We start from the raw sequence: 21,676 nt of genomic DNA, 5'->3' as shown, positions 1-21,676 counted from the left end.
CTCTCTGTTTTGTCGTCGTTCCTGTATAATAAATTCTGACATGGTTCAAAACGGTTTGATAAACAGTGCAGCCTGGTTATGAATTTATCCGGCACATTGACTGCCGCCACCAGGAACCTGGCAGAAAAGACTTGACAATGCGCGGACAACATGCAGACCGGGTGAAGGAGCGAAAAGGGTTGAGCTTTTATAAAAGTCCATAAAACCGTTTCCGGTGTGATCAGGAATTCACTTAACTTACATTATTTTTCATTCTCAATCAAGCTTAAAAATGATGAAAACCGGTCAAAAACTGAACTGAAATGCTATTTCAAAACAAAACCACTTGATTTTTTGCAGCAGAATGACGAAAATTCTACATGCAAAATGACCCCGAAATATCGCGTTTTATCCGCACTCTGCGCACCGGTCACCCGCAGGAAGCACAGCAAACCGATGCACTGATGCATGACAGAGGCTTTCCAGAGGACAATGCCGGATTTCTCTGGGTCGAAGCGCTGGCCGATGTGACCAACCAGCTCATGTGTGCGGGCCAATCAGACAAAATCAGGGCCTTGTTCCAGGACATAGCCGGCATTTATCAAGACGCCAGCGATCCGGTGCGGGATTGTATTGATGTGAGTTATGTCGAAAATCTGTTTTTCGACTGTCCCGCGAAAATTTGTAAAAGATACTGGCCACACCTGCCGGACAGCCTGCAGCGCCTTTATCTAAAATTTCATGCAACAGCACCCGGATCATGATAACAATAGCAATCCCCCGGACTCGAGCAAGAACAGTATATACTATAGTATATACTGCTGGTATCAGGCACAGAACATCCGGACAATCAGCTGCGCCTGGGATTTAACACAAATGCAAACCGCGGTTATATCAGCGCCATGGATGGTTCTGTGCTCCTGGAGGGATCGCGTACCTATTATCCACTCACCCTGAACGATAATGTCACGGTTTCCGAATCCGGTTATCTGGGAATCGGGACGAATGAGCCCACCGGCACTTTGCATATAAAGGCCTTGAATCCCAAAATTCAATTCGAGATTGAGGATGAGGAATCCTGGACGCTCGGCGATTACGGCAAATATGAAGGATTCAAGATCAAAAACGGTTCGGATGCAAAGTTTATCATCAAAGACGGCGGTTACGTCGGTATGGGAACCGAGACACCGGATGCAGAGCTACATATCCGGGGCGGCGGCAATGCGGACCTGCGCCTCGAATCCGGCAGCGCCGCTGAATGGAATATCGCCGGCGGCAGCAATTTCTTTATAGCAGAGGTTGATGACTCTGATAATTACCACGATTACATCACCATCAATCAGGATTCACCCCTGCGAGTCAGAAATTACGACGGTTCCACCAGTTTGCGCGCCGACGCCAATGAAGGGGTCGCCATCGGCAGCGGCAATGTTACTCCGCCGGCCGAGGGTCTGTTTGTCAAAGGTGTGATCACACTGCAGGGCGGCAGCGATATCGCCGAACCGTTCGAGTTTGAACAAACGGATGAGGTTGAACCCGGTATGGTGGTAACCATCGACAGCGACAATCCCGGGAAACTCAAAGTTTCTGAAACAGCTTATGACCGCTGTGTCGCCGGTATCATCAGCGGCGCCGGAGGTGTCAAACCCGGTCTCACCCTGACTCAGGACGGTATGTTTGAGGGATCGCACCATGTCGCGCTTACGGGACGCGTCTATGCCATGTGCGATGCGGGAAACGGGCCGATTCAGCCCGGAGATCTGCTCACCACGTCGGATACACCTGGACATGCCATGAAAGTCAAACACACAAACAAAGCGCGCGGCGCCATTATCGGCAAGGCGATGTCCGGACTGGACAGCGGTCAGGGTCTGGTGCTGGTGCTGGTATCACTGCAATAAGGAGGATCATGCTATGAAACGAAAGCCAAAACGCAATCAATTGATCCCGGCCCTCCTGCTTGTTTTGTGTACCATTGTGAGTGCCGGCGAACGAGTGAACGCTTTTCAAGTACAGTCCGCGGTTGAAACCTGGGTTCGTCATGTCACCGCAGCGCCCAAACCGGATGGACGGATTGACAGACTCGAACCCTACACCGCAGACGGTGACACAGTCGCTTTTATCGCGCATCTTGCAGGCGGCGGGTTCTGTTTGTGCGGCGCGGACAAGGATCTGCTGCCGGTATACCTGTACAACACCGGCGATACCTTTGATCCTGACAATCCTGCTTATCAAACCATCCTGTGGAACATTCAGCAAAAAACACAATATGTCCGACAATCAAATATCACAGACATACAGTCATTGATACTCGAACGCAATCGCGAATGGAATTCCCTGATCGCCGGACAGGCGCCGATAAAGAGTTTGAGAAAACAAAATACCACTGAATCCACTCCGGCTAAAGTAGAACTCCCGTTGGCCTACACCTGGGACCAGGGTTATCCGGAACCTATTTCTGTGACGTTCAATAAATATTGTCCCGAGCTCGAAGACGGCACCGGTGAACGTACAGTTGTGGGATGCCACGGTACAGCCACGGCCATGCTCATGTACTATTGGCAGTGGCCGGAATCGGGTACCGGCACCCCCAGTATCAATTACAAAATTAGAAAAGGGTTTAATTGGGTAACCGCAGATTGTGCAATCGACCCGGGAATTCCCTCCAGCTATCCCTGGATTGTTGATGGGATCATCCGTCTAAACTGGAGCAACGGCACCCTGTCCATGCAGGGCTATTGGGATAAAAGTTTGTATGAAAAAGCACAGGCGATCAACAGCGACAGTGACTACCAATCCGCACTTACAAAATGCTGGAGACAATTAACCAAAGGCAGTAAATATCGTGAGGTGACCCTGGGGGAGTCGTATGACTGGGACAAAATGACGGACATGTGGACTGATCAGAGCGGAAACCACATGGCCAAAATCAGTTACCACGCTGCGGTAGCGGCGGGCACGAACTTTGGTGTTTTTGGTTCCGGAACTGCCCCTTACAAAAACCGCAATGCTATGGTCGATCACTTTTATTATCATTCCAACGCCACCCGCGATCTCAATGTAGATGCCGCCACCCTGCGTGAAGAAATTCAGTGGATGCGCCCGCTCATTTTAACCGGAGATCGTCCTGATGGAAGAGGACATGCCTGGGTAGTTTACGGCTATCACAAAGACAGCGATCAGTTTCTGATGAATTTCGGTCACGGCGGCGAGGGCAATGACTGGTACACATTTGATAATATCGACTATGAAAATAAAGAATTCAATGATGGTCAGGTATCCATTATAAAACTGGCCCCGGAAGAAACAATCGGATTTGTCGGCGGGGCTGCCGGAGGAACGGGATCACCCAATTTGCCTTATAAAGACCCTCGAAACCGCGGTTGATAAAGCGGACCATGGTGAAACTCTGATCTTCAAGGCAGGATCGGTCAACACCTTTTCATCCGGACCTCTGGAATTATCAAAACCCCTGACTTTGAAGGGCTGCGATATCACCATTAAAAAAGAATAAAATATCCGGGAGCATTGATCATGAAAAAGCAATTACAATATCTTTACATTGCATTTTATCTGCTCTGCGCTCAACAGGCGCTTGCAGGCATGAGCAGTCCAACCTATTGTATCCAATCAGCGTCCCTCAACAGCGGCGGACTCGCCAACCAATCCGTTAGCTTCCGTAGCAGCCATACTCTGGGACTACCGGCGGCATCTCTGCAAATGCATGGGCCGTCTTTTAACATGACAGCCGGATTCCGCGGAACCTGTTCCCTGATTTGACAACCGACAGTACAGGATAAAGATGAGCTTTCTTATAATACAGTGCCAACCGAATACAGCATCAGCCAGAATTATCCGAATCCTTTTAATTCGCAAACCCGGATTCAGTACAGCGTGATCGAACCGGTGCAGGTTCAGTTGATTATTTACAACACGCTCGGTCAGGTGGTCACCCAACTGGTGAATGAACAGAAAACTCCGGGCGTATACACGGTAAACTGGAATGCCGGTTCGCAGAGCCTGGAAAGCGGCGTGTATTTCTGCAGAGTTCAGGCCGGTGAGTTTACCGCGGTGCGGAAAATGCTGCATGTAAAGTGAAAAACGCAAAGGGATCCGGTATTTGCGGCAACCGGATCCCCTGCTTAACTCCCACGGTCATCCGTGTGACATTGCGGTTCGCAAAGGGAACGATATATGTCTTTAAAAGACAATCACATCACATACAGCCCCATTCCCGTCCCGGCGGGACGGTATATCTATAGCTGCAAACAGCACACAAAACCGGCGTCCCTCTGGGGACGCCATATGACGCCCGTAACTTGGAACAAAATCGACCGTCCCAGCAAAACATTGCAGCAGACCCGTGTATCCCAGGTGAAATTCCTACAGGGTTCGATATCAAGAACCGCAGATTTTCACCTTATTCTTGGCCGCCCTACCTTGGTAGCTTTGCAGAAAGAAAAAACAAGCTTATTAGCTTATTTGATGAACGCATTCGTCCGGACAAATTGCCCGCATATTCAAAAATCACCCGACAAAATCTCTCAATACCCGAAAAATCGCAGATCTAAACAAACCCGCACATCCAAAATAAGGTAATAAGCTTTTTATTCCAGGCCACGGTTTTCACGCACCGTCTCGCGCATAAATCCGGGTATAAAAATGCTCCCCAAACGGCGATCGGTATTCCAGTCCAATTCGGCGATAGGTATTAAACGGAATGCCAATGTCAGCCAGAACCAGATTTCCCGTCTGAAACAGTCCGGATTTAGGCAGCGCCAGGGTCAACGTGCATACCGCCCGAATGCAGGCGCCGGGTGATTCTCCGGTTGTCGCATCGAGTCCCGACGGCACATCCAGAGACAGAATCGGCGTCCCGGATGCATTCGCCCACTGGATCATTTTTTGTGGCGTTCCGGCCGCAGCCCCCTTTAGACTGTATCCGATAAGAGCATCGATAACCAGATCATAGCGGTTTGTCTGTAATTGATCAAACCGGATTTCCCGCCCCGGCGTGTTCTGATAAATCGCATACTGATATCCCGGGACTGTCCCCACTTGCGGTACACGGATCGGACACAGGGTCACCCGCATGTTGCGGTTCGTCATATGCCGGGCGGCACAGATTCCGCCGCCGCCGTTTCCGCCGGTTCCGGTGAGCACAAGAACCGATGCAGACTTCCATCGCGTCCCAAGCAGTTCTATGGCCAGCATCGCCAGAGTGCGGCCGGCATGTTCCATCATTTGATACAAATTCGGGCCGGTTTCCTGCACCGCAATCCGGTCAATTTCGCGCATCTGTTCAGCAGTGACCGCGGGCACCTGTATACCGTCATGTGTTGTAAAGTTCATCGTTATTCACCCGTTAAATCAAAGAGCGTTTGAGAATCGGATCAAAAAGAGAGCGGATAAAATCAAGTCGCATATAATGTTGCAGGGTTTTCCAGGTATCCGGATTACGCCGTCCTTTATATTCAGTCTGATACGCCACCCAGCCCATGGCCGACCAGGATATCCCGCGCAGATAGGCAAACGGGTCCCTGAGAGCAATGCGCTCTTCCAACGTATCCCGCAGATGCAAATCTTGAATTACAGATTTGTAATATTGTATAAATCCATCTTTTTGTTCAGACGTCATACGAAAAGTCGTTTTCCACAGGGTGGTCAGCGGTGAACAAAAATGCGACAGGTCCTGCGAGGGATCGCCCCAGCGCGGCATTTCCCAATCCACCAGATGTGTGGTACCGTTTTCGCGGTTGACGATAAAATTTCCTGAATTCACTTCGGTATTGATGATACAATGCCACGAGTCCAGTTGATAATAGACCTCGGCCCGCCGGTTTTCATCCGCCCAGTCGCGCACGTGCTGCAGATAGGTACGTATAGCCGGATCAGCCAGCTCCGAGTCAAAATAAACCTGCAGCAATCCGGCGCATTCCTCAAAGATCAGGGACAGCGGCGCCTGTTCGCGGATCAGATGATTCTGCTCTTCCGGCACTTTAACCTGATGAAGGCGCGCCAGTGTTTCAGCCGCCGCATTAAGATCAGTTGTATAGTCCAGCGGTTCTCCCGGCAGAAACTGCATCATCAGCACACCCTGTTGAAAATACTGCCGCGAATCATCCACCCAATACGGTACCGGTGTGACGCCGCTGGACTGCAACAGCTGCAGCGTGCGGTATTCATACAGAATCTGATCCTTGCGGTCGATTTGCGTCCCGATATTGACGCGGAAAATTAGTTTCACCTCATCATCGGTCGATGTCAGTTTATAATTCAGATTATATTCACCCCCGGCGAGAAATTTGATCCGGAAGGTTCTACCCGCAATGACCGGCAGGCTCTGCAGGTCCGGAGTGGACAGGTAATCCGTAATTTTTGCGATCAGCGGATCGGTTGCGCTCATATCATTCTCCTTGTTGTTGTGTCGGAAACCAAATGTGCTCCGGCGGACACTCGATATAAATGGACTGACCGGCGGCCAATTCCGTACTGTGGGTCTGCCAGATCAGACAAGTTTCTGCAGCTTTGAGTTTGACACGTGTATAACTGCCTTCAAACTGCACCTCCTCCACCGCAGTCTCTACCCCATTGCCCCGCTGTGACAAGCGTATATGTTCGGGACGAATGGTGGCCGTCACATGATTTCGATACTGCAGAGCAGCGGGCAGCTTAAAGCAGCCGAACCGGCTGGAAAACATTCCATTTTCCACACGTCCGGCAATGCGGTTGTTATTTCCAAAAAATTCGGCCACATCAAAATCCAGGGGCCGATAGACCAGATCCTGAGGCGAGCCGAATTGCCGGATCGTCCCGTTGAGCAGCAGCGCTACCCGGTCTGACAGGGTCAGCGCTTCGGACTGATCGTGCGTGACAAACAGCATGGTGGTGCCCAGCGTGCGCTGCAGCGTCCGGATCAATTCCCGCATCTCGCGCCGCAGCGTCGAATCCAGGCTGCTCAGGGGTTCATCCAGTAGCAGCAGCGCCGGTTCAGTGATCAGGGCGCGCGCCAAAGCCACCCGCTGCTGCTGCCCACCGGAGAGCGCTTCCGGTTTCCGGTTTTCAAATGCATTCAGCTGCACATATGATAAAAATTCATGAATTTTCTCATAATCCGCCGCCTGCATGCGACCGCGCGTGCGCAGTCCAAATCCCACATTCTGCCCAACTGTCATATGCGGGAACAGCAGTGGCTGTTGAAATATCAATACCGTATCGCGTTTTTCCGCCGGCGTATGCGTGATCAATTCGTCATTCAAAACAATATCTCCAGCAGCCGGTTTTAACAATCCGGCAACCGCCTTGAGAATACTGGTCTTCCCCACACCGCTGGGCCCGAGAATGGATACCATCTCACCGGATTGCACAGTCAGGGATAACCCGCTGACAATTTCTTTACTGCCATAAGACACCACCAAATCGGAAAGCTGCAGCTTGCCCATCACCACCCTCCTATCCAGGCACGACGTCCCAGTGTGCGGGCGCTGATCAGCAGCGCCGCAAAGGCCGGCAGTACAATCACCAGACTGACAGCTGCGGCTACCGGACGGTCCCCGCTTCTCAGCAGGGAAAACAGCAGGACAGGCAGTGTCATCACTTTGCTGCCGCCGATAATCAAAGTATTCAGATACTGACTCCAGGATAGCAGAAAAGCAAACAAGGCCGCCACGATAATTCCGGGTAGAATGAGCGGCAGCGTAACTCGCGAAAAGACAAACCATTTCGAAGCGCCGAGCGAACGCGCCTGCGCTTCGATCAATGGATTGTAATTCGAAAACACGCCGGACAAAACAAAAACAGCATAGGGTACGCAGAGCGTCAGATGCACCAGCAGCACACCGGGCAGTGAACCCGTCAGGCCCAATTTCAAAAACCAGAGATGCAGTCCCATGGACACCGACAGCGGCGGCGTCAGGATCGGGAGTACAAAGAGAAACTGCAGAAACAGTCCCCGTTTTCTGCCGGAAAAAGTTAGCACGCGCGCTGCGGGAAGCGCAAGGGCAACAGAAAACAGCGCAGCCAGTGACGACACACTTACACTGGTTACAAGAGCCGAGGTAACCTGTGGCCCGGCCACGCCGAAAACATAGTTCCAGGCGCGCAGCCCCCAGGTTTCGGGCAACAGATCCGGAAACAGCCATTGTCGACTGAACGCCCAGATCAGCAGTGGCAGAAACGGCAGCAAAATACCGGCAGTCAGAACCAGAATAAAAGATCCGGATAAAAAGCGTCTCATATCGGCAACCTCCCGGAAGCGGATTTTTTCACCAAAGCATAAGCGATAAACACAAACAGCAGAATCACCAGCGCAATGACAAGACCGGCAGCAATGCCTTCGGGCCGGGACATCAGATCAATATCGGAATACTGCCGGTACGCCCACACCGGCAGCGTCATCGGATAGGTTTGACCCAAAAGATACGGCACTTCAAAGGCGCCAAAGCTGTAGGCAAACACGATCAGCGTCCCGGCGGAAAGGCTGGGGAAAATAGACGGAAAAATAATAAAACGGAAGCGCTGCCAGCGGTTCGCTTTGAGTGTTTTTCCCACCTGCAAAAGCCGGGTATCCAGATTAAGTAAAACCGACAGCAGCATCAGCGTTAAAAACGGGATTTCTTTCCACACATAAACCAGTATGACACCTAAAAGCCAGGGATCATGAATCAGGACGGGAAACCCGGCCGGCGATTCGATCAACTGCAGCGCATGAGCAAGGCGCGACAAAAAGCCGGTGGGCGATAACAGAAACAGGATCGCCGTTGCGATCAGCAGGTGCGGAACCACCAAGGGAATCTGCATGACGAGGTGCAGCCAGTTGAAGCGCCTGAGCATGGACATGACCAGCAAAGCCGAGATCAGACTGAACACGACGGCCAGCAGCGTAGAGGTTGCGGAAACATAAAAAGTGAGCAACAGACTGCTGAAAAAATCAGGATGAATGAATACATTTTTAAAGTGTTCCAGCGTAAACGATTCGGCGCCGGAACCGGGAAAATACCCGGCCGCCTGCATCAGTCCGAGAATCAGGCCGCCTCCGAACAATCCCACAACAATAAGCAGCGAAGGCAATAACAACAGCAGAGTTCGGCCCCGCCATGCCAGATTGGAACGCACAAGGTCGCTGCTTGTTTCCGCAAAACGTTTCATTATTTGCGCAGCACCTCGCGTTCCCAGCCTTTTTCCAGCTGAATCAGAATATCGGACGCCGGTTCGGGCAGCTGGTTCTGTTTCAAACGCTCAGCGGACAGTGTCGCTTTACCGCGGTTCAATCCGGTAAAGCGTTTGCGCCAGGACGCACTGAGAGAATCAAAATCCACAACCGGCAGATCCCCCCAGACCTCAATATCCGCTTTGCGCAGCTGGGCCTCCGGCGACAATAAAAAGTTAGCAACAAGCATAGCCGCAGCTTTGGCACGGGCGTTGAACGGGATGGCGACAAAATGCGTGTTGGCAATGGTACCAATCTCGAATAAAAAACTGCGGGTGCCCGGCGGCAGCAGTCCATCCCGCATCATTCTGGAGGCATCGGCCGGATGATAACTCATGGCAAAATCCACTTGGCCGTCCGCAAACATCTGCATAAGCTTTTGCGGCGATTCAGGATAGGTGCGGCCCTGACGCCACAAAAACGGTTTCAAACCGCGCAGCAGCTCATACAGCCGCGATTCAGCGCGCTCAAACGCGGCCTGATCCACATCCTGCTGCCAGTTTTGCCGGACGCCGGCCACATGATAAAACAGGTGCCGGATAAACACAGATCCGGTGAAATCCGGCGGCGCCGGATAGGTAAACCGGTTCTGATGCTCGCGAATCCAGGTCAAAAACGCATCGATTGAACTGGGCGGCTGCGGCGTACGCAAACTGTCGTAAATCATCACAAACTGGGCGCTGCCCCACGGCGATTCCAGCCCTCCGACCGGTTCGCCAAAATCAAAGCGGACAGCGGAATCATTCGGATCAATATATTTCCGGTTCGGCAGCTTTTGCGCAAACGGCCCGTACAACAGATTGTATGTTTTGCAAGTGCGAAAATTCTCGCCGTTGATCCACATCAAATCGACCTCTCCGCGTTCAATTCCAGCCTGTTTTTCAATGAGCAGTTTACTGACCACTTCTGCAATATCCTGGACCGGAATCTGTCTGACCTCGATATCATAGCGGTCTTTCATTTCCGGCGCCACATATCCGTTGACATAGGCATTTGCCGCAGGAAATCCGCCCCACATAAACCAGTTGACCGTTTGTCCTTTGGCCTGTTTTTCAATATCCGTCCAGCCGGATTGCGCATGGGCGGCGCCGCCGAGCAGGCAAATCACCCATAAATGGATCAGAAGTATTCTCACGCTTTCACCCTTGTCTCCATTTGTGAAACTCCAGTCTCAAATCTTTAAAGTTGAGCCAATCTTGATGCCGTTTCTGCAAAATTGTATTGCGGGTTGGCGGTTTTCACGGTCTGCTGCCATTCATCCGACAGGGCATCGACACCGGCGGCTGCGCCGCCGAATGCTGCGGCAATTGATGCAATCGTGTCATTGTCGCGTCCATAATTCACCCCAATTTCAATCAGCCGGGGCAGATCATCATGCGCGTATTCAACAATTGCAATACTGCCGAACAGCATTTCCTGCACTGTGCACATGATCGGCTCATCCACAGCGCACTCGCGGTGAAGCGCCTTGATAAACGGTAACACAGAATCCTGCTGACTGTTACTTTTAAACGCTTGCGCGGTTCGTATGGCGGATTTGAAACCGCTATCCATACGGCGCAGTACAGCGGTTTCCTCCTGTCTTAGATCAGGTTGCCAGAGATGATCTCATCAATTCTGCGGAAATTTCAGGCCACGATCGACCGCCCAGCAGATCGGCAAGTATTGCACAGGCGGCGCCGACGTAATGCGGCGCTTCCGCCACATCAAAAAAATCTATCGACAGCGCATACGAGTATGCCTCCGCAGGCGCGCCGGGAAAATAGGCGGCAGCCGGCAGCAGATGGATCAGTCCCAGCGGCATCACATGACCCTTGGCATATGAATTGAAATGATAAGTTTGTTTGATTGATTCGGTCACGGGAACCGGCTGAACAGGTTCAAGATGCCAGACAGGTGTGTATTCGCCATAATCGGGATCATCACTAACACGAATGTACGGCGGTGATGTGACAGCCGGCTCCGGGATATAAACAGACGTACCGGTTTTGAAAATCTCCCAGGCAAACCACATGGCAAGGAATTGCTGTTTTCGTGTTTCGTCCAGCGCTGAATCCGGCTGACTGACAGCTGCGTAACGCGCATCTGTCCTTTCAAACGCCTTGCGGGCGCGGCTATAGCGTTCAGCAACACAAGACGCCAGGTCTTTTTCAGATAGAGGTGAATTGTAAAGCTTCCGATAATCGATCATAAAGGCTGTCATATCCATGCGCATGCGCGTATCATCCGTCACCGTACCGGCCGGCGCACGCCGCTGATAAACATTCCAGTGATGATGATGCCAGACGGTGTAAGCATCAAAGCTCTGTATCCAGCCGCCGTTTTCCAGAAAGGCCTGAGAATCCTCAGTTGACCGGCCTTCATGCGGGCCGCCCATGGCATCGGCAACAGCCGAGGCGAGCAGCATGCCCTGCAGACGTTGTTGATACTCTGACGACGATGATGAACGGCATCCGATCCCGGTGTATACTACCGCTATCAGAACAAATATAAACACTATACATTTCACTCGAAATTCACATTGCTTTAACATGAGCTCATCCTTTATCAAATCGATTAACAAATGGGGTTTTCAGCATACCCCAAACCGTCTGCCAGCCGGAGCCCCGGATAGTATCCAGTCCGTAATGTATGGTTTCCGGCTCGGAGCGCAGTCGGAATGAAGCAAACAGTCTGTCCCACCAGGAGAAAATCGTGCCGTAATTGGAATTGGTCTCGTATTTGAGGTGTGAGTGATGCACCCAGTGCATCCAGGGTGTCACAATCACCTGCCGGAGCAGCTTATCCGGTTTTTCAGGCAGATAAAAATTGCTGTGATGAAAGAAAATCACCGGCAGCATAATGGTTTCATAAATCAACAGCTCAAAGGCCGTCACACCCAGAATCAGGAATACACCCCAGCGCAGCAGTGTGGAAATGATAATTTCCCCGGGATGAAACCGCAGCGCGGTAGACGCATCCATCGCCGGATCGCTGTGATGCATGCGGTGAAATCGCCACAAAAAATCGGAGGTATGCGTCCAGCGGTGCCAGATATACATCCACAGATCAAACAGGACAATGATAAGCGCTATGCGCAGAACCGCGGGCAGTTGAATTTGATACAGTAAACCCATCCGGTTCTGCTCGATATAACGAAAGACAAAACCGGTGGCGGCTGCCAGCAGCGCAAAAAAGACCAGATTATCAATAATCACAATAGAAAAATTCCTGCCGATGTGCTTTATTCTTTTTTGACGGCCCTGGAACAACGGATAAAACGTTTCCAGCGCCAGCAAAAGGAAAAAAACAGCGGCGGCAATGATATAGCGATAGCGTTGAATATCCGGCATATTTTCTGTCATAACTCAATATACTTTTAATAAATAGTAGATTCAATTTCAATGCAGGACAATTTCACCAATCGTTAGAAATGCAAGCAGCATAAACAGGATTCCCAGCCCTTTTTCCAGAACGGGCTGCGGGATCTTGCGGGACACAAATGATCCCGCCTGGGCGCCGACAATCACGCCCGGTATGGTAAACATAACAATACTGAACACCATTTGCAACGTCTCCGGGCCATAGGTTGTGAATTTGTAAAAATGTCCAAGAGATGCGATCAGCACCGTGACAGCGACCACAAATACGCTGGTGGCCACGGAAACCGCGCTGGGCACCCGACAGCGCTGCAGCAGAAAATAACCGTTCAACTCACCCAGTCCGGTCGAGATCATCCCAACAAACAATCCGCCGATTCCGGCAATCAGACGGCCCTGTGTTTTGTTGCAAACTGTATAACAAATTTTCTCCTGATCCCGGGTGATGATACAGGTTTCCGCCTGCACGCCACCGTATGTTTTCTGAATATGGGTATCCAGCAGATCAATATCCTCGGACTGCGGCGCGCGCATAAAAGCGGCCGCAATCGCAAACAATCCCATTCCGAGAACCGCTTTTAACACGTTCGCTTCGACCGCGCCGGAGACCCAGGTTCCCAGCAGCGCCATGGGCACGGTCACGGTCAGCAGCGTGAGACCCAACTTGTAATCAATGAGCTTTTTGCGCGCATAGGCATACAGTCCGCTGGCAAAGCCGAACACTTCGGTGATGAGACCGGTACCAATGGCGATTTCAGGCGGCAGACGCAGCGCCAGCATAAAAAAAGGCGCAAAAAACGTCGCCCCGCCCACTCCCGAGGCTATGGCGATGGTTGCAAACACAAACGAAACAGGCAGCATAAACCAATATTCAAAACTCATCTTTTTACCTTTCACAATCTCCATCAATGTTCAACTATGGTGCCGGCTCGGCGTTCTGCAAATCCACAACCGATTATTTCGACAAACCGGAAAGTTTCTGCCGTAATATTATTTTTTCAGTTTTTTCACCAGCTTTATAAAAAAATTGTTCTGTAATTTGTCCACATACGCCGCAACCGACGGACGTTTGACCATATCACCATAGGTCGGGTACACATGCACCATGGACTGGATTTTGTGAAACGGAACACCCAGGGACTTGGCCAGCTGCGCTTCGTGCAGCAGTTCTCCCGCACGTTCTCCGACGATGTGAATGCCGAAAAGTTTACCTTTTTTATTGACGATGAACTTGCTCATCCCGGCGGTCGTCAGATCAGTTTGGGCGCGGTCGACCTTTTCATAATTAAAACGATAAATCCGGATACTGTCTCCATAGGTTTCCCGTGCCTGCGCTTCTGTCAGACCGCCGCGCGCAAATTCGGGATCGGTAAAAGTGGTCCAGACAATGTTTTCATAATCGGCTTTGCGCTTTACCGGCAGTGGCAGCACAGCATTCGGAACCGCGATGCCGGCATGATACTCGGCGATATGGCTGAACTGGTACGACCCGATGACATCACCGATGGCGTAAATGTTCGGCGCAGTGGTCTGCAGCCGCTTGTTGACCTGAATGCCCCGGGAGGTAAATTCAACACCCGCCTTGTCAAGGTCAAGCGTATCCACATTGGGACGTCTGCCGACGGCAATGAGCACGGCGTCGGCTTCAACGCGGTCCAGCGATTCGTTCTGCAAAGAAACCACAACTTTATCGCCGTTTTTGCTGAATTGCTTTGCACGGGTGTGGGTCAAAAGGTTGACGCCGTTTTTCTGCATCTGCTGCATCAAGACAGCGGACAATTCCGGGTCTTCTTTGGACAGCAAATGGCCGGTCGCTTCGATTTGTGTGATCTGAACCCCCAGTTGACTCAAAGCCGACGCCATTTCCGACCCGATAGGGCCGCCGCCGACAATCACCATTGAATCCGGCAAAGTTTCAAGTTCAAACAGGGTTTCATTGGTCAAATAATCAATATCCCCGACCCCTTCAATCGGCGGAACAAAGGGACTGGACCCCGTGGATATCACAAACGATTTTGACGATAATTCCTGATCGCCAACCGCAATACGATGACCATCCAGGAATCGGGCTCCGCCGATGTACACATCAATCCCCATATCTTTAAAGACATCCGGGGTTTCTCCCTGATAGACGGAATCGCGCACAGCGCGCACATGCGCCATCACCTGCTTGCTGTTCAGGGTAAAATCTCCGTTCACCCTCAATCCGTACGAATCCAGTGTGTTCACATGCCGGGCCACATTCCCGGCTTTGATCAGGGTTTTGCTGGGCACACATCCGTGCCAGGTACAGTCTCCGCCAATCTTTTCCTTTTCAATCAGCGCCGTTTTTTTCCCCAGATTATTACCCAGAATCGCGGAACTGATTCCGCCGGACCCTGCCCCGATCACGATCAAATCATAGTCATATTTTGCCAATTTAGGCTCCTTCTATCCTTGATTGTACACTGCCTGTGTTTCAGTGTTTTGTCTTTTGAAATTCCCAGATCATCGGGACCAGCATCATAATCAGCAGCGCCAGCACAAAACTGATCGCAAAGCTTGCCCATAAAGGCAGAGGTGAAATCAGCATCCAGTGCAGTATTCGTTCAGCGCCGGTAAACAATCCCATCAACAAAAGTCCGGTGAGCAGCCAGTATTTGAAGCGAATTTGAGAGCCGCATTCGGGACATTGGAACTCTCCCCATTTTTCCCAACTCATAATGATGGACAAAGGGCCGATTTTGTTTCCACATTCAGGACATTTTCCCATGTTTAACTCCGTTCCGGTTTAAAGTCTTTATGACGTTTCGATGTCAGGCTTTGCTTTCTGCTCTATCTTTTCTTTTGCGGTTTTTCCGGTTTTCTTTTTCACAATTTTCTTGTAGAGGGTTGGTATAAACATCAGTAAAACAAAGAAACCCAGCGCGGCAAAAAACTGGACTGAAATGATGTTGTCCAGAGAACTGCCCAGCATGGCATTGATAAAACCACCCGGGGCCATCCCAACAAATGAAGCAAAGAAAAAATCGCGAAATTTTATCCTGGACAGGCCGCCGCCGAAATTAACCGCATCATACTGGAACAATGGAATCAGACGCATGAACAGCATCATGCGGAATCCGTTTTTTTCAATACCATCATCAAACTGTTTGATTTTCCCATTGTGCAGCCAGCTGAAATTTTCAATAAACTGACGGCCAAAAAAACGCGCGATGACAAAGGAAAGACTGGCGCCCAATGTGGCTCCGATTAAAATATAAAGGGTTCCCCACCACTGGCCGAATGCCAGCCCCCCGGCCAGCGACATAATCCCGACCGGAAGCACCAGAACGGCGCCACGCAATGCATAAAGAATCATAAACACAATCGGCGACCAGACGCCGAACTGCAGTATAAAATCCCGAACCCGCGACGGTGTAAAATCCGAAACGGACAGGGGAGTAACCCGAAAGACCACAAAAATCACAGCGGCAATAGCGGCCAGAACAGTTAGCTTTAGCCAGGCTTTTTTCCATCCTGATTTTGATTGATCCAAGAGACCTCCTTTATCTCAATTCGATTCAAAAATTCGCTTTATCGCGGCATATGTCGCTCTCAACTGATCTGAATCAAGTTCTTGTGCGCTCATCGGCTGCAGGCGTTTCCAGAGCTGCTCCACATCAGACCAGGTGTCGATATCCGCATACGGTTCAAGGCGCCCTATATTCAGATGCGCTTTTTGCGCCCGCCTTAGAGTTTGCTGAAACACCCGGTCCGTGCTCCATGCAATGTCTTTAAAAAGCTGCGGTTGATCCGAATTCATACCGATCAGGTAATAACCACCGTCATTTGTCGGACCGATAACGGCATCGTGTTGTTCCAGGCCGGAAAACGCACCCGCCACGGCGTTTTTGGATAACAGTGGAATATCGCTGCCGACAAGCGCCGCATGTTCATATCCGTCATTTAGAACGCTTGCCAGGGCATGACGCATGCGCTCCCCCAGATTCAAACCGTTCTGGGAGATATAATTAAATGACGCGCCCAGCCAGCTTTTCATGTCATCGCCGCTGTCCGCAGGCGTAAAGCCTATGATCATATCCCATGCATGATCATCAGACAACCGCTCTACAGTATCCTCAACCATGGCCCGGTATAAGGTCAACGCCTGCTCCATTGTCAATTCCGGCTGCAGCCGCGTTTTGACCCGGCCGGGACGCGGCGCTTTCGCGAACAGGATGAGACCATTTTTATTTCGCCTGATCATTCAGCGACCAGTCGTAATCCAGATATTTCAGTTTCGGCTGCTGTTCATAAATAAACTTTCTATCCGATTCGGACCTATAGTCAGCGGCAAACTCGACCACGCCTCGTTCATCGCCATACACTTTCAGGGAACCGGAACCGGCGGAGGCCGGAAAATCTTCTTTATACCATTTAAAGATCGATGACAGATAAAGAATATTCTCCTGTTTGTCGAGCCGATTCTTGTCCGGATTTTGAATAAATTCGCGGGTGGCGGCATCCATTTGTTGATTCAGCTGATCCGCTGTAAACGCCCGATTCGGCAGTTTGGGACAACCGATGGATGCGCAGACAAGCACAAAATGAATGCGGGGGTCCTTGTACTGTTTGCGCAGAACATTGTGTTCAATATCATTTAGAGTCAGGTCCCGGCCCATGACCGGAATAAAAACTTTATCCCAAAAGCCGCTGATCTGCCGGATGCTGCTTTTCGGGAAACGCGCACGGGAGAGCAAATTCCCCCAATCAATGGGATAATGTCGCACAATGCCCTCAATGGTAATGGCATTGTAGGCATTGATCCACAAGGCCATTTGTTCCGCTCTGTCCCACTGTCGAAATGAATCCGCGTCCACCCGTTCAATCTGTTTTAAATAGAGTTTTAAACGCTGCCGGTTTTGTGTCAAGGCCTGGTAATCAACCAGACCATTTTGCACATGCTCTTGCAGCACAGCGTCAAAAGCCGAATGGCTGAACGCCGGGCCGGCGGAGCGGGACGGGACTGCCGACAGAACGATCAAGAGTAGTAATAATAATCCACGCATCATAATCCTTTGCAAACAAACACTGTTCAAACATTTTAGGGTATTTAAAGAACGTGACGATTAAAGGAAAACAGATTTATTCACCCGTTTCATGGTTAAAAAATTTAACATTAAAAATCATTGAATTAATCCATCAAAAAAATCAATAAACTTTTATTTCTGTACGATCGGGTATGATACGATAGGATACAGCGTGTTTTACAGATTTACCCCGGGAACTTATTTGAATGTATAAAACCGCGCCAGAGTTTCCGGCGACGCCCCCAGACGCCAGGCGCTCTGCAGTACCCAGCTGCGGATAGAATGATAAATATATCCTTCTTCAAGCCAGCGACGCGCCGACGTGTTGATGCGCAGCGGCAGAATCACAATATTCCCCTCCTCTTTGAGCCGTTTGCTGAAATCCATATCCTCCATGAGCGGAATTTCTTTATAGCCTCCCATGCGTTCAAACACCGGCCGTCGGACAAAAATCCCCATATCTCCGAACAGCCAGGTCAGCATGCGGTTTTTGCGGTTGGAAAAAAATTCCGTCCAGCGGAAGCGACGGGACGGATGATCCAGATTATATTCAAAGCCGCCGCCGACCAGATGCGGATCAGATAATGCCGCCAGCATGGCCGGGAGCGAGTCCGGGTGCGGCCGGCAATCAGCGTGCAAAAACCAGAGAACCTCGCCGGTTGCCGCCTGTGCACCTTTATTCATTTGAATCCCGCGGCCGCGCGGAGACTCGATCATCCGGCTGAGCCGCCTGGCACGCGCTGCGGTTCCATCCTGACTGCCGGCGTCCGCAACAATGAGTTCCAGACGTTCGTCCAGGTTTTTCAGATATTTTAACAGTTCAGCAACATTCTTTTCCTCGTTCAAAGTCGGAATAATGACAGAGATGGATAAATCATCGGTTCGGGTTGATTTTTTCATTTAACCTCTTTTACGATGGATACGTTCTGCTGCAGCAAAGGCGGCTCAACTGCCGACAAAGACCAACCCGGCTATCAGCGCCAGAATCCGCGTGCATGCCAGGCGGCTCTAATATTTAATGAATTTATCGCGAAAATGCAAGCGCTGTTTGTGTCAGCCAAGACCGGATTCCGCATCCAACCCCGACCTATGCCGTCCTGACAGGACGGGTTGGGTGTTGGGAATGATGTTCTACAGATATTTTATCCCTTGGGGATAAGCCGGTAAATGCCAGTGTAAATTCATGCCAGAAAAATAAATTATAACAGCACGTAGAACGCGTTACAATACCGGTTTAGCGAGGCAGTGCCCGGCCCCGTGAGATCATACAACCTCCTGATTGAAAACACACCCCTGCCGCTTTTATCCGTCCAACCCATCAAAAACCTGTCTCACGGGGGCTGCAGCGAGGGGGAGACCTCCCTTTAAAAAAAACATTCATTTACGGTGGTACGGTTTTGAATACAACTCAACATGCAAACCCTGGAATCAGACCCGCAAGTTATATAACATCTTTGTCCAGGCGGGAACAAAATGCATATTTTTACCTTTTATTATTGCCCAAAAAAATTTATTTTATCAAGCACCATCAAATGAAACGAGTGCAATTCAACAGGAGATAATATGAAACATCGAATCAATCTTTTCCGCCATGCCCCGTGGCTTTTCATCGTCTTTATGTCACTTGCTTTGCCGGCATCCGCCGCCAAACCGCTGACCCCGGAGGATGTACTCGACATAGAATATGTCAGTTCAGCCCGGATGAGTCCCGACGGTCGGTACATTGCTTATACGGTGCGCGTGCCGCGCCAACCCGGCGACGAACCGGGCGGCGCCTGGTACGAGCTTTATGTGGCTGATGTCAAAAGCGGCAAAACGCGTCCGTTTGTCACCGGTGAGGTCAATATTTATTCCATTGAGTGGCGTCCGGACGCATCGGCGATCGCATTCCGCGCCAGACGCGGCGATCAGGAACACACGCAGATATGGATGATCCCGGTCGACGGCGGCGAGGCCCGCCCCGTTACCGATCACGAATCCGGTATCTCCGAGTTTCATTGGCATCCCAACGGCAGACAAATCGCGTTTACAGCGATTGAACCGGAAACCGATCGTATGCAAAAACTGGATGACAAGGGCTATGACTTTATTTATTTCGAAGATTGGCGGCATGAGCATTTGTACATGATCGACGTGGACACGGACCGTCTGCCGGTTCAATCCGCTGAACAACTGACCCGGGACATGACGGTATGGGATTTTACCTTTAATCCCGACGGCGGTCAAATCGCGTTCTCGGCCTCCGACCGCAATCTGATTGATGCGTACTATATGTTCCGCCGCATTCATATCCTGAATCTTGCTGATAAAGAACACCGGCCATTAACCGACAATCCGGGCAAACTCGGCAATTACGAATTCAGTCCGGACGGCACCCACCTGGCCTATAGCGCGGCAAAATTTCGTAAAGATCATGCCGTTAGTCAGGCGTACGTCATACCGGTCAGTGGCGGACAGGCAAAGAACCTGACCCCGGAGCATTTCATCGGTCACGTGGAATGGGTCAACTGGAAAGACAGCGACACTGTGCTCTATATGTCCGGCGAAAAAACCGCCAACAGCCTCAGTCTGGTGGACAAGGACGGCGGCGAACGCGACATCATTCATTCTTCAAAAGAGAACGGCGGTGTGGTGTTTTCTCCTCCGAGTTATACCGACGATTTTAAACAGTTTGCTCTGGTCGGTCACACACCGCAGCATCCGCGCGAGCTGTATTACTGGCAGCCGGACAGCGACCTGCAGCGCCTCACAAACCTGAATCCCTGGCTGCAGGAACGCGATCTGGGCGAACAACGTGTGGTTCAGTACAAAGCGCGTGACGGCGAAACCATCGAAGGCCTTTTGATGACACCGCCGAGTCATGAAAAGTCCGGCCTTCCCCTGATGGTATTTGTGCACGGCGGACCCGAATCCCATTATTCAAACGGCTGGGTGACCTATTATTCCACACCCGGACAGGTGCTGGCCGGCCGCGGTTATGCGGTGTTTTATCCCAATTATCGTTCCAGCACCGGCTACGGACTCGATTACGCTCTGACCGGTTATCAGGACGCCGCCGGGACGGAATTTGATGATATCGCCGACGGCATCAAACATTTTGTCGATACCGGTCTGGTGGATGAGGACCGCGTCGGTCTGGCGGGCGGTTCTTATGGCGGATTCGCCGCGGCCTGGTTTTCCAGCTACTATAGCGATCTGGTCAAGGCCACGGGTATGTTTGTGGGGATCAGCGATCTGATCAGCAAACGCAGCACCACCGATATACCCTATGAAGAACTGTACGTCCATTCCGGTGAAAAATTGGAGAACATGTGGCAGTTCAGCCTGGAACGCAGTCCGGTTTATCACGCGCATAAAAATGACAACAAAACAGCCGTTTTGATCTTTGGCGGCAAACAGGACAGCCGCGTTCATCCGTCACAGAGCATCGAGTTTTACCGGCGTCTCAAAATGAACCATCACAAAGCCGTGCGGTTGGTGCAGTATCCCGGTGAAGGTCACGGCAACCGCAAGCAGCCCGGACGCATCGATGTGCTGTACCGGACCGTGGACTGGTATGACTGGTACCTCAAAGACGGCAAACCCGTGGACGGCCCCATGCCGCCGCTGGATCTCAGTGAAAAATACGGTCTGGATTTATCGAAATAAAGATTCATGGCAGAGTATCGGCCGCTGTACATTCAGGGTTACCTGTCATAGCGGCCGAATGCAATACATCAGATCAAAACATATGAATAAACGAATACCGTCAATCCCACCGTAATTCCAGTCCGTGCAAATCCGTGTTATCCGCATACATCCGTGTGTTATCAATCTCGTCGCGAGCCTCCGGCTTGCGACGCCTGTCAGCTGTTCCTGAAGCAAATATCTGACACAGCAATGCTCTGCATGGCCTGATTCGAGTCACAGCATACCAGAGCCCGCGGCGTTTCAGCATCGACAGGCGCCCCCGGGCGAAATGGATAGCGCACCCTATGATGCTGAACTCTACGTATAAGATCTATCTCTTTATACGTATAATTTTATTCAATCCCCTGCTTACAGCTTGTGACCGGGGACTAAAGCCACCTCGGAAAAAT

22 protein-coding genes are annotated in these 21,676 nt (G+C 51.0%); 6 read left to right on the top strand and 16 right to left on the bottom strand.

Going from position 1 to position 21,676, the window contains the following annotated elements; all coding sequences use genetic code 11:
• Positions 1-359: 359 nt before the first annotated feature.
• The 5 genes from U5R06_01060 to U5R06_01040 all read left to right on the top strand — a co-directional run bounded on the left by U5R06_01060 (position 360) and on the right by U5R06_01040 (position 4,077).
• Positions 360-743: a hypothetical protein gene (locus U5R06_01060; GenBank protein ID MDZ7721430.1), complete on the top strand. Its 384-nt coding sequence runs from the start codon at positions 360-362 to the stop codon at positions 741-743.
• 150 nt (positions 744-893) lie between these two features.
• Positions 894-1,880: a hypothetical protein gene (locus U5R06_01055; protein ID MDZ7721429.1), complete on the top strand. Its 987-nt coding sequence runs from the start codon at positions 894-896 to the stop codon at positions 1,878-1,880.
• A gap of 13 nt (positions 1,881-1,893) precedes the next feature.
• Positions 1,894-3,366: a C10 family peptidase gene (locus tag U5R06_01050; protein ID MDZ7721428.1), complete on the top strand. Its 1,473-nt coding sequence runs from the start codon at positions 1,894-1,896 to the stop codon at positions 3,364-3,366.
• Between the two features lie 147 nt (positions 3,367-3,513).
• On the top strand, positions 3,514-3,759 hold the full coding sequence (locus U5R06_01045) for a hypothetical protein (GenBank protein ID MDZ7721427.1): 246 nt from the start codon (positions 3,514-3,516) through the stop codon (positions 3,757-3,759).
• 42 nt (positions 3,760-3,801) lie between these two features.
• Complete coding sequence (locus U5R06_01040) at positions 3,802-4,077, top strand: T9SS type A sorting domain-containing protein (GenBank protein MDZ7721426.1); 276 nt, start codon at positions 3,802-3,804, stop codon at positions 4,075-4,077.
• A gap of 528 nt (positions 4,078-4,605) precedes the next feature.
• Here U5R06_01040 and U5R06_01035 read toward each other — a convergent pair.
• From U5R06_01035 to U5R06_00960, 16 genes are all read right to left on the bottom strand, one after another.
• Positions 4,606-5,331: an NAD(P)H-hydrate epimerase gene (locus tag U5R06_01035; GenBank protein MDZ7721425.1), complete on the bottom strand. Its 726-nt coding sequence runs from the start codon at positions 5,329-5,331 to the stop codon at positions 4,606-4,608.
• Positions 5,332-5,344: 13 nt separating this feature from the next.
• Complete coding sequence (locus tag U5R06_01030) at positions 5,345-6,385, bottom strand: aminoglycoside phosphotransferase family protein (protein MDZ7721424.1); 1,041 nt, start codon at positions 6,383-6,385, stop codon at positions 5,345-5,347.
• Between the two features lies 1 nt (position 6,386).
• On the bottom strand, positions 6,387-7,421 hold the full coding sequence (locus U5R06_01025; GenBank protein MDZ7721423.1) for an ABC transporter ATP-binding protein: 1,035 nt from the start codon (positions 7,419-7,421) through the stop codon (positions 6,387-6,389).
• Positions 7,421-8,215, bottom strand: coding sequence for an ABC transporter permease subunit (locus tag U5R06_01020; protein ID MDZ7721422.1), 795 nt, complete (start codon positions 8,213-8,215; stop codon positions 7,421-7,423). Before U5R06_01020 ends, U5R06_01025 begins: the two co-directional genes overlap by 1 nt.
• Positions 8,212-9,126, bottom strand: a complete 915-nt coding sequence (locus U5R06_01015; protein MDZ7721421.1) for an ABC transporter permease subunit — start codon at positions 9,124-9,126, stop codon at positions 8,212-8,214. The genes U5R06_01020 and U5R06_01015 overlap by 4 nt, the downstream gene beginning before the upstream one ends.
• On the bottom strand, positions 9,126-10,322 hold the full coding sequence (locus U5R06_01010; protein ID MDZ7721420.1) for an ABC transporter substrate-binding protein: 1,197 nt from the start codon (positions 10,320-10,322) through the stop codon (positions 9,126-9,128). Before U5R06_01010 ends, U5R06_01015 begins: the two co-directional genes overlap by 1 nt.
• 44 nt (positions 10,323-10,366) lie before the next feature.
• The gene (locus U5R06_01005; GenBank protein ID MDZ7721419.1) at positions 10,367-10,741 is read right to left on the bottom strand and encodes an ADP-ribosylglycohydrolase family protein; all 375 of its coding nucleotides are present in this window, start codon (positions 10,739-10,741) and stop codon (positions 10,367-10,369) included.
• A 34-nt stretch (positions 10,742-10,775) separates the two neighbouring features.
• Entirely contained in the window at positions 10,776-11,720 is a 945-nt protein-coding gene (locus tag U5R06_01000) for an ADP-ribosylglycohydrolase family protein (GenBank protein MDZ7721418.1), read from the bottom strand.
• A gap of 4 nt (positions 11,721-11,724) precedes the next feature.
• Positions 11,725-12,531 carry a sterol desaturase family protein gene (locus tag U5R06_00995; GenBank protein MDZ7721417.1) on the bottom strand — a complete coding sequence of 269 codons (807 nt, stop codon included), beginning with the start codon at positions 12,529-12,531 and terminating at the stop codon, positions 11,725-11,727.
• Between the two features lie 36 nt (positions 12,532-12,567).
• On the bottom strand, positions 12,568-13,428 hold the full coding sequence (locus tag U5R06_00990; GenBank protein ID MDZ7721416.1) for a sulfite exporter TauE/SafE family protein: 861 nt from the start codon (positions 13,426-13,428) through the stop codon (positions 12,568-12,570).
• A gap of 108 nt (positions 13,429-13,536) precedes the next feature.
• On the bottom strand, positions 13,537-14,964 hold the full coding sequence (locus tag U5R06_00985) for an NAD(P)/FAD-dependent oxidoreductase (protein MDZ7721415.1): 1,428 nt from the start codon (positions 14,962-14,964) through the stop codon (positions 13,537-13,539).
• Between the two features lie 40 nt (positions 14,965-15,004).
• Positions 15,005-15,298, bottom strand: coding sequence for a hypothetical protein (locus tag U5R06_00980; GenBank protein ID MDZ7721414.1), 294 nt, complete (start codon positions 15,296-15,298; stop codon positions 15,005-15,007).
• Between the two features lie 27 nt (positions 15,299-15,325).
• Positions 15,326-16,063 (bottom strand): TVP38/TMEM64 family protein, encoded by a 738-nt coding sequence (locus U5R06_00975; protein MDZ7721413.1) that lies wholly within the window; start codon positions 16,061-16,063, stop codon positions 15,326-15,328.
• Between the two features lie 15 nt (positions 16,064-16,078).
• Positions 16,079-16,774 (bottom strand): TIGR04282 family arsenosugar biosynthesis glycosyltransferase, encoded by a 696-nt coding sequence (locus U5R06_00970; protein ID MDZ7721412.1) that lies wholly within the window; start codon positions 16,772-16,774, stop codon positions 16,079-16,081.
• Complete coding sequence (locus U5R06_00965; protein ID MDZ7721411.1) at positions 16,758-17,579, bottom strand: DUF547 domain-containing protein; 822 nt, start codon at positions 17,577-17,579, stop codon at positions 16,758-16,760. Before U5R06_00965 ends, U5R06_00970 begins: the two co-directional genes overlap by 17 nt.
• Before the next feature lie 216 nt (positions 17,580-17,795).
• Positions 17,796-18,497 carry a TIGR04283 family arsenosugar biosynthesis glycosyltransferase gene (locus U5R06_00960; protein MDZ7721410.1) on the bottom strand — a complete coding sequence of 234 codons (702 nt, stop codon included), beginning with the start codon at positions 18,495-18,497 and terminating at the stop codon, positions 17,796-17,798.
• 663 nt (positions 18,498-19,160) lie between these two features.
• On the opposite strand from U5R06_00960, the gene U5R06_00955 reads away from it, so the two are divergent.
• Entirely contained in the window at positions 19,161-21,245 is a 2,085-nt protein-coding gene (locus tag U5R06_00955; GenBank protein MDZ7721409.1) for a S9 family peptidase, read from the top strand.
• Positions 21,246-21,676: the final 431 nt, after the last annotated feature.

It is taken from the genome of candidate division KSB1 bacterium (genome assembly GCA_034521575.1).
Classification (GTDB): Bacteria; Zhuqueibacterota; Zhuqueibacteria; order Residuimicrobiales; family Krinioviventaceae; genus JAXHMJ01.
The sequence above is the reverse complement of the archived record's forward strand: the minus strand, read 5'-3'. Positions and strand labels throughout refer to the sequence as shown.

Excerpts from the sequence above, each read along its gene's own strand:
- U5R06_01000 (MDZ7721418.1), bottom strand. The coding sequence starts at position 11,720 with ATGTTAAAGCAATGTGAATTTCGAGTGAAATGTATAGTGTTTATATTT.
- U5R06_00995 (MDZ7721417.1), bottom strand. The coding sequence starts at position 12,531 with ATGACAGAAAATATGCCGGATATTCAACGCTATCGCTATATCATTGCC.
- U5R06_01030 (MDZ7721424.1), bottom strand. The coding sequence starts at position 6,385 with ATGAGCGCAACCGATCCGCTGATCGCAAAAATTACGGATTACCTGTCC.
- U5R06_00965 (MDZ7721411.1), bottom strand. The coding sequence starts at position 17,579 with ATGATGCGTGGATTATTATTACTACTCTTGATCGTTCTGTCGGCAGTC.
- U5R06_00955 (MDZ7721409.1), top strand. The coding sequence starts at position 19,161 with ATGAAACATCGAATCAATCTTTTCCGCCATGCCCCGTGGCTTTTCATC.
- U5R06_00970 (MDZ7721412.1), bottom strand. The coding sequence starts at position 16,774 with ATGATCAGGCGAAATAAAAATGGTCTCATCCTGTTCGCGAAAGCGCCG.
- U5R06_01005 (MDZ7721419.1), bottom strand. The coding sequence starts at position 10,741 with ATGGATAGCGGTTTCAAATCCGCCATACGAACCGCGCAAGCGTTTAAA.
- U5R06_00980 (MDZ7721414.1), bottom strand. The coding sequence starts at position 15,298 with ATGGGAAAATGTCCTGAATGTGGAAACAAAATCGGCCCTTTGTCCATC.
- U5R06_01060 (MDZ7721430.1), top strand. The coding sequence starts at position 360 with ATGCAAAATGACCCCGAAATATCGCGTTTTATCCGCACTCTGCGCACC.
- U5R06_01035 (MDZ7721425.1), bottom strand. The coding sequence starts at position 5,331 with ATGAACTTTACAACACATGACGGTATACAGGTGCCCGCGGTCACTGCT.
- U5R06_01015 (MDZ7721421.1), bottom strand. The coding sequence starts at position 9,126 with ATGAAACGTTTTGCGGAAACAAGCAGCGACCTTGTGCGTTCCAATCTG.
- U5R06_01050 (MDZ7721428.1), top strand. The coding sequence starts at position 1,894 with ATGAAACGAAAGCCAAAACGCAATCAATTGATCCCGGCCCTCCTGCTT.
- U5R06_00990 (MDZ7721416.1), bottom strand. The coding sequence starts at position 13,428 with ATGAGTTTTGAATATTGGTTTATGCTGCCTGTTTCGTTTGTGTTTGCA.
- U5R06_01045 (MDZ7721427.1), top strand. The coding sequence starts at position 3,514 with ATGAAAAAGCAATTACAATATCTTTACATTGCATTTTATCTGCTCTGC.
- U5R06_01020 (MDZ7721422.1), bottom strand. The coding sequence starts at position 8,215 with ATGAGACGCTTTTTATCCGGATCTTTTATTCTGGTTCTGACTGCCGGT.
- U5R06_00960 (MDZ7721410.1), bottom strand. The coding sequence starts at position 18,497 with ATGAAAAAATCAACCCGAACCGATGATTTATCCATCTCTGTCATTATT.
- U5R06_01025 (MDZ7721423.1), bottom strand. The coding sequence starts at position 7,421 with ATGGGCAAGCTGCAGCTTTCCGATTTGGTGGTGTCTTATGGCAGTAAA.